Annotated in this window: 7 protein-coding genes and 1 pseudogene; 4 read left to right on the top strand and 4 right to left on the bottom strand. The window is 56.4% G+C overall.

The window, feature by feature from the left end; genetic code table 11:
• The 4 genes from ACSZPU_RS22175 to ACSZPU_RS22160 all read left to right on the top strand — a co-directional run.
• A partial coding sequence (locus tag ACSZPU_RS22175) for a hypothetical protein (protein ID WP_499003209.1) occupies nt 1-223 on the top strand: 223 nt, incomplete at its 5' end.
• A 111-nt stretch (nt 224-334) separates the two neighbouring features.
• Nucleotides 335-1966, top strand: a complete 1632-nt coding sequence (locus ACSZPU_RS22170) for a Na/Pi cotransporter family protein (RefSeq protein WP_499003208.1) — start codon at nt 335-337, stop codon at nt 1964-1966.
• Nucleotides 1967-2065: 99 nt separating this feature from the next.
• Complete coding sequence (locus tag ACSZPU_RS22165) at nt 2066-2359, top strand: type II toxin-antitoxin system CcdA family antitoxin (protein WP_499003205.1); 294 nt, start codon at nt 2066-2068, stop codon at nt 2357-2359.
• Nucleotides 2359-2676 (top strand): CcdB family protein, encoded by a 318-nt coding sequence (locus tag ACSZPU_RS22160; RefSeq protein ID WP_499003204.1) that lies wholly within the window; start codon nt 2359-2361, stop codon nt 2674-2676. The genes ACSZPU_RS22165 and ACSZPU_RS22160 overlap by 1 nt, the downstream gene beginning before the upstream one ends.
• Before the next feature lie 29 nt (nt 2677-2705).
• On the opposite strand, the gene ACSZPU_RS22155 is transcribed toward ACSZPU_RS22160, so the two are convergent.
• From ACSZPU_RS22155 to ACSZPU_RS22140, 4 genes and pseudogenes are all read right to left on the bottom strand, one after another.
• A complete protein-coding gene (locus ACSZPU_RS22155) occupies nt 2706-3518 on the bottom strand; it encodes a shikimate 5-dehydrogenase (protein WP_499003202.1) in 813 nt (270 codons plus the stop codon).
• Nucleotides 3511-4740, bottom strand: a complete 1230-nt coding sequence (gene sorE / locus ACSZPU_RS22150) for an L-sorbose 1-phosphate reductase (RefSeq protein ID WP_499003199.1) — start codon at nt 4738-4740, stop codon at nt 3511-3513. The genes ACSZPU_RS22155 and sorE overlap by 8 nt, the downstream gene beginning before the upstream one ends.
• A 53-nt stretch (nt 4741-4793) precedes the next feature.
• A pseudogene (locus tag ACSZPU_RS22145) lies at nt 4794-5569 on the bottom strand (PTS system mannose/fructose/sorbose family transporter subunit IID).
• A gap of 49 nt (nt 5570-5618) precedes the next feature.
• Nucleotides 5619-6413, bottom strand: coding sequence for a PTS mannose/fructose/sorbose transporter subunit IIC (locus ACSZPU_RS22140; RefSeq protein WP_499003213.1), 795 nt, complete (start codon nt 6411-6413; stop codon nt 5619-5621).
• Nucleotides 6414-6481: the final 68 nt, after the last annotated feature.

Raw genomic sequence — 6481 nt, 5'->3', positions numbered from 1 at the left:
GATTCAGGCAACCGTCTGTGGTGTTTGCAGAGCTAAGATTGGCGGCTTAGCGTTGCACTTCGGAGTTGAATCCGCCGGCCTTCGTCGGCATTTTACTGTTCGTCATTTCCGAAACGCTCAAGGTGGGGTCGTTGCTATGGCTAAGAAAACAGGGATTGTTAACGTAATGTTGTATCCACCGGTCTCTTTATGGCGCGTAAGCCCTTATACTGAGGTTAAATAATCCCCGCTTTGCCCCGTCCGGGTGGAGCGGTTTTCTCCGGGACACGCGAGGAGAAAGCCGGGACGAGGGGAAAACGAAAGGAATCTACAGCGATAAGGAGAACCTGAATCCGTGTTAATTTTGCTTCATTTGCTCTCTTCCGTTGCCCTGCTGGTGTGGGGTACGCACATCGTACGAACCGGTGTGATGCGCGTCTTCGGCGCGCGCCTGCGCACGGTACTCAGTCGCAGTATCGAAAAGAAATCGCTCGCCTTTAGCGCAGGGATTGGCGTCACCGCGCTGGTGCAAAGCAGCAATGCCACCACCATGCTGGTGACGTCGTTTGTCGCGCAGGATTTGGTGGCGCTCGCGCCTGCGCTGGTGATCGTGCTGGGGGCCGACGTGGGGACCGCGCTGATGGCGCGTGTGCTGACCTTCGATCTCTCGTGGTTGTCACCGTTGCTGATATTCATCGGTGTGATTTTCTTCCTTGGGCGCAAGCAAACACGCGAAGGCCAACTGGGGCGCGTGAGCATCGGTCTTGGCCTGATTCTGCTGGCGCTTGAGCTGATTGTTCAGGCGGTGACCCCCATTACTCAGGCCGATGGTGTGCAGGTCATTTTTGCCTCGCTGACGGGCGATATCATGCTGGATGCGCTGATTGGCGCGGTGTTTGCCATCATCAGCTACTCAAGTCTGGCGGCGGTGCTGCTGACCGCCACGCTGACCACGGCGGGGATCATCTCCTTCCCGGTGGCGCTCTGTCTGGTGATTGGCGCCAACCTTGGCTCTGGCCTGCTGGCGATGCTCAACAACAGCGCTGCCAACGCCGCAGCACGTCGCGTGGCGCTGGGGAGTTTGCTGTTTAAGCTGGTGGGCAGCCTGCTGATCCTGCCGTTCGTGCACCCGCTGGCCAACGTGATGGGCAAACTACCGCTGCCCGAAGCGGAGCTTGTCATCTACTTCCACGTCTTCTACAACCTGATTCGCTGCCTGGCGATGGTTCCCTTTGTGGGGGTGATGGCGACCTTATGTGAGCGGCTGATTCGCGATGAACCGGAGCTGGATGCGCGCCTGAAACCCAAGCACCTCGACAGTTCGGCGCTGGACACACCAACCCTTGCGCTGGCGAATGCGGCCCGTGAAACATTGCGTATTGGTGATGCGATGGAGCTGATGCTGGAAGGGCTGCATAAGGTGATGCACGGCGAGCCGCGCAAGGAAAAAGACCTGCGCAAGCTCGCGGACGATGTCAACGTGCTCTACACCGCCATCAAACTCTATCTGGCGCGGATGCCGAAAGAAGAGCTGGCGGAAGAGGAGTCAAAACGCTGGGCCGAGATCATCGAAATGTCTCTCAACCTTGAGCAGGCATCCGACATTGTGGAACGCATGGGCAGCGAAATCGCCGATAAATCGCTGGCGGCCCGCCGTGCGTTTTCCGAAGAAGGCTTGAAAGAGCTCGATGCGCTGTACGAATTGCTGCTCAACAATCTGAAACTGGCGATGTCGGTCTTTTTCTCTGCAGATGTGACCAGCGCGCGTCGCCTGCGTCGCAGTAAGCATCGTTTCCGTATTCTCAACCGGCGCTACGCCCATGCCCACGTTGACAGGCTGCATCAGCAGAACGTGCAAAGTATTGAAACCAGTTCGCTGCACCTGGGGCTGTTGGGCGACATGAAACGTCTTAACTCCCTGTTCTGTTCGGTGGCCTACAGTGTGCTGGAGCAGCCGGATGAAGACGATGAAAGGGATGAGTATTAAAGTGGAAAACGCCTCGCACAATAGATGTGTGGAGCGTGACTCTGTCCTGGAAAATACTTTACGTTAGGCACTCGATAACCACGGATGGCGAAATAGAAAATGCGCGTTCACTACGCTAGTCTTCGACAATTCATGCACATTACTATGGGGATTCTCATGCGCAGTGCATCGAATGTAAAAAAATCGGTGAATGTTTCGCTGTCGCCCGACATTCTTAGCCAGGCGCGCGAGCTCAACCTCAATCTGTCAGCGGTGTTAACTGAGGCGCTGATTGAAAAATTTCGTGAAAATAAACGTGATGAATGGCTGCGTGAGAATCAGAAATCCATTGATGCCATTAATCAGTGGGTAGATGAAAATGGTTCATTTAGCGATTTTCAACGGTCATTCTGATGGAGCAGTCTCACGCTTTTGAAAACAGGGGCAGCGGGAAAAACGTTTATCCTTTTTTGATTAACCTCCAGCATCCCGTTGCGAATGTGCTTAAGCACGCTCTTGTTGCACCAGCAGTTGAACTTACTCACCTTGTCGGTATGTCGCCGCCAGCGAAGATATGCCCCGTTGTGGAAATCAATGACAAACCTTATGTCGTCATGATGCATATGATGGCTGGCATATCGGTCAAAGACCTGGGTGAACGTGTTGCGGATTTGACGAGTGCGAGGATGGTATTGCGTGATGCCATTGATTTTCTGGTCAATGGATATTGAGCACCCTCCCTGGTGCTCTTTGAATTCCATCAACCCGCTCTGGCAAAGGCCGATGCTTCGGCGATAAGCGCCGCATCCGGGCGCACGCCGGTGTACATCGCGAACTGTTCGACGGCCTGCAGCGCAATCACTTCTGCGCCGCTGATGGTCTTTTTGCCACGCTGCTGCGCCAGACGAATCACCGGGGTTTCTGGCGGCAGGGCGACCACGTCAAAGACCACGCTGGCGTGGTTCACCATCGCTTCGCTAAATGACAGGGCCTCGCTCTCTTTGCCGCCTGCCATGCCGACCGGCGTGACATTCACCAGGATATCGGTACGGATCCCCTCCGGGTGTGGCTGCCACTGAAAGCCGTACTGGCGGGCCAGCGCCGTGCCGCTCTCGTGGTTACGGGCGGCAATGATCACATCACGGAACCCGGCGTCGCGAAAGGCCGCGATCACCGCTTTGCCCATCCCGCCGCTGCCGCGAATCATCACCCGTGCCTGGGTATCAAGCTGGTGGCTGGCAATCAGGCTTTTTACCGCGATGTAGTCAGTGTTATAGCCCGTTAAGCGCCCTTCGTCATTGACGATGGTATTCACTGAATCAATCACTTTCGCCGAGGGATCGATCGCATCCAGAAACGGCATGCAGCTCTCTTTAAAAGGCATCGAGACCGCACAGCCGCGAATCCCCAGCGCGCGCACGCCTTTCACCGCCGCCTCAATATCCTGGGTGGTGAACGCTTTATAGATAAAATTAAGCCCTAATTTTTCATACAGATAGTTGTGAAAACGGGTGCCGAAGTTGCCGGGGCGACCGGCAAGTGACATACACAGTAGCGTGTCGCGATTAATCATGAGCGATCTCCTGAGCATGAGTCAGCAGGTACTGCTCGGCCTCCCCGGACCAGATGCCTTTATGGCGCTCAAGGATGGCGGTAAGCTCAGGATCGTCCATTTTGCTCAGTGCGGTGAGCGGCAGGTATTTCCCGGTATAGACCAGCTTTTTCCCCCCGCCAACGGCAGGCAGTTCGAGCGTGGTTTCACCTGCGGCATTCAGTCCAAGAATATGTGTGACCACTTTGGCAGCCTGCACTTTCTTCTCTTCGATCAGTTTTACCGCCGCACGCATGTCGTCGGTGTTACCGCCGGAGGTGCCCACATAATGGGTAAAGGCGTAGTGCACATCGTAGAAATTCACCGGCGCGCTGAACTGTTTGTCCTGCGGACCGGCAAAGAAGTTCATGCAGCCATCCGGGGCAAGCAGTGACGAGGCGAGAGTGACCAGCTGTTCGTTCGGCACGAAGACAAAAATATCGTCGAAGCCGTGGCCGCCGCTCAGGGCCATCAGCGTGTCGAAAGCTGCATCCTGTGCGTGCAGGTAGTGAATCAGCGTTTGCGGCTCAGACGGATAGTGTTTGCGGGCATAGCTAAGCTTGTCGTTATTGGTATCGGTGACAACCAGCAGCGATGGGTTCACCGGGCCGTGCAGCGCAAAGTCGATAGCCAGCAGCCCCATCGGCCCGGTGCCGCCGAGGATCAGCGTGCGCCCCTGCGGGCGGATACCCATTTTGTGGTTGTAAGTTCCTTCCTGCAGATGGTAGTTGGCGTTGAACGCGCCGATCACGCAGGAGAGCGGCTCCACCAGGGAACCTTCGAAGTAGGTTTCACCCTCATAAGCCAGCAAACAATCCTGCACCATCACGTCGTTGGGGATCACCACGTGCGTCGCTTCGCCGCCGACCCACGGGAAAGAATAGCCGGGGCAATCCGGGCGATCCGGCAGTTGCAGGTTCGCCTGAATCACATAGCGCTGGCCGGGCTGGAACTTGTGCTGCCACTTTTTCCCCACGGCCAGAATGTCGCCGCAAAATTCATGGCCGATGATGATCGGGTTTGTCGCCACATTGTCCGGCACTTTTTTGTGGTTCTCACCCTGATTGGCCTCTTTCCAGGAAGAGAGACACAGGCTGTCGGTGACAACCGTTGCCAGGATTTCATCGTCCTGCATCTCTGGAAGTTCAAAGGTTTCCAGGCGCAAATCGCGTTTGCCGTACAATCTCAGAGCTGTAGTTTGCATAGTTACCACCTCAGTTTGACAGTGTTCCCCGGCATTCGCGCCGGGGCGAAAAATCAGGACAGGAAGCCCAGCGCGTTACCGACAATCCCCAGCCCAAACAGGGCGAAGATCAGCCATACCGGGTTAATTTTCTTGTTGAGCAGGCGGACCATCAGCAGCGTCAGCCCCAGCGCCAGCAGGCCTGGACACAGCTGATCGAGAATGTTCTGCACCGTCATGGTGACGGTGGTACCGTCGGCGCCAGGGGTTTGCGAGACCACCAGTGGCACGTGGATGCTCGTCCACTTGGTGACCAGCACCCCCATCACAAAGAGGCTGAGAATCGATGCTCCTTCGGTCAGTTTTTGCAGCAGGTTGCCGCCCATATCGCTGACGATGTTGACCCCTTTACGGAAGCCAAGCTGCAGGCCGTACCATTTCATGACCAGGCGTACTGCATTGAAAATAAAAAAGAACAATAGAGGGCCAAGCAGATTACCTGACAGCGCTAATGACGCCCCCAGCGCGGCGGTAATCGGGCGCAATGCAGCGGGTCACCGACGCCTGCCAGCGGCCCCATCAGCCCGACTTTGATGCCGTTGATGGCGCCATCGTCAATTTCCGCGCCATTAGCTCGTGCCTCTTCCATCGCCGCCGTCACGCCCAGCACCGGGCCGCACACGGCGGGAGTGGTATTGAAGAACACCAGATGGCGTTTCAGCGCGGCGACCTGATCCTCTTTCAGCGGATAGAGACGCTTGATGGCGGGGATCATGTCGTAACAAAACCCCAGGCCATGAATACGTTCGAAGTTGAATGACGCCTGCTGCAGGTTCGAGCGGACAAACATGCTGAACAAGTCGGAACGGGTAAGTTTTTCGCTTCCATGATGGGCTCCGTTAGTCGTCAAGCTGGTCAAGGGCAGTTGCAGGAGAGGTCGCGGCAGATTGAGGTTCCGCCTTGCGCCACTGTGGATTGAGCTGGATGTAAATCAGCGCGATGATCACGCCGACGCCACCAAAGGCCAGCAGGCTAAAGTCGAGGTAGCCACCGGCGAGGAAGCCGAGGAAGAAGAAGGGCATCAGGTATTTCACGCCCATCATGCGCAGCACCATCGCGTAACCCACTACCACGATAAAGCCCCCGGCAATCTGCAGGCCGCGAGTGACAAATTCTGGAATGGCGCTCAGCATGTTGCTGACCATGTCGGCGCTGACAAACAGCGATACGACCAGCGCCGGAACGGCAACGCGCAGTGCCTGAACGCCCAGAGCCGAGACGTGCAGCAGATCGATCGTCCCAAAACGCGCCTCTTCCGCCGCTTTATCCGCTGCGTGCTGGAACACCACGGTGATGGTGCGGGCGAAGACCGTCAGTACCTGGCCTGCCGCCGCGACGGGCAGGGCGATGGCGATACCGGTGGCAATGCTCTGGTGGCCGACAATGACAAGAATGGCGGAGATAATGCTGGCGAGCGCCGAGTCGGGCGATTGCGCCGCCCCCACGTTCATCCAGCCGAGTGCGATCAGCTCCAGCGTACCGCCGAGCATAATCCCGGTTTTTAAATCACCGAGAATAAGGCCAATAACGGTACAGGCAATTAACGGACGGTGAGTCTGGAATTCATCCAGCACGCTGCCCATTCCGGCAATACAGGAAAATATAAAGATAGCTATGATTTGTAGGGGGCGGATTCAACTCCGAAGTGCAACGCTAAGCCGCCAATCTTAGCTCTGCAAACACCACAGACGGTTGCCTGAAT

Source organism: Phytobacter sp. V69 (assembly GCF_965644215.1).
GTDB lineage: Bacteria > Pseudomonadota > Gammaproteobacteria > Enterobacterales > Enterobacteriaceae > Phytobacter.
This window is presented reverse-complemented; position numbering and strand designations above follow the sequence as displayed.

What these genes read in the sequence shown, in the direction of transcription:
- sorE (WP_499003199.1), bottom strand. Translation starts at nt 4,740, where the DNA reads ATGCAAACTACAGCTCTGAGATTGTACGGCAAACGCGATTTGCGCCTG.
- ACSZPU_RS22155 (WP_499003202.1), bottom strand. Translation starts at nt 3,518, where the DNA reads ATGATTAATCGCGACACGCTACTGTGTATGTCACTTGCCGGTCGCCCC.
- ACSZPU_RS22160 (WP_499003204.1), top strand. Translation starts at nt 2,359, where the DNA reads ATGGAGCAGTCTCACGCTTTTGAAAACAGGGGCAGCGGGAAAAACGTT.
- ACSZPU_RS22165 (WP_499003205.1), top strand. Translation starts at nt 2,066, where the DNA reads ATGCGCGTTCACTACGCTAGTCTTCGACAATTCATGCACATTACTATG.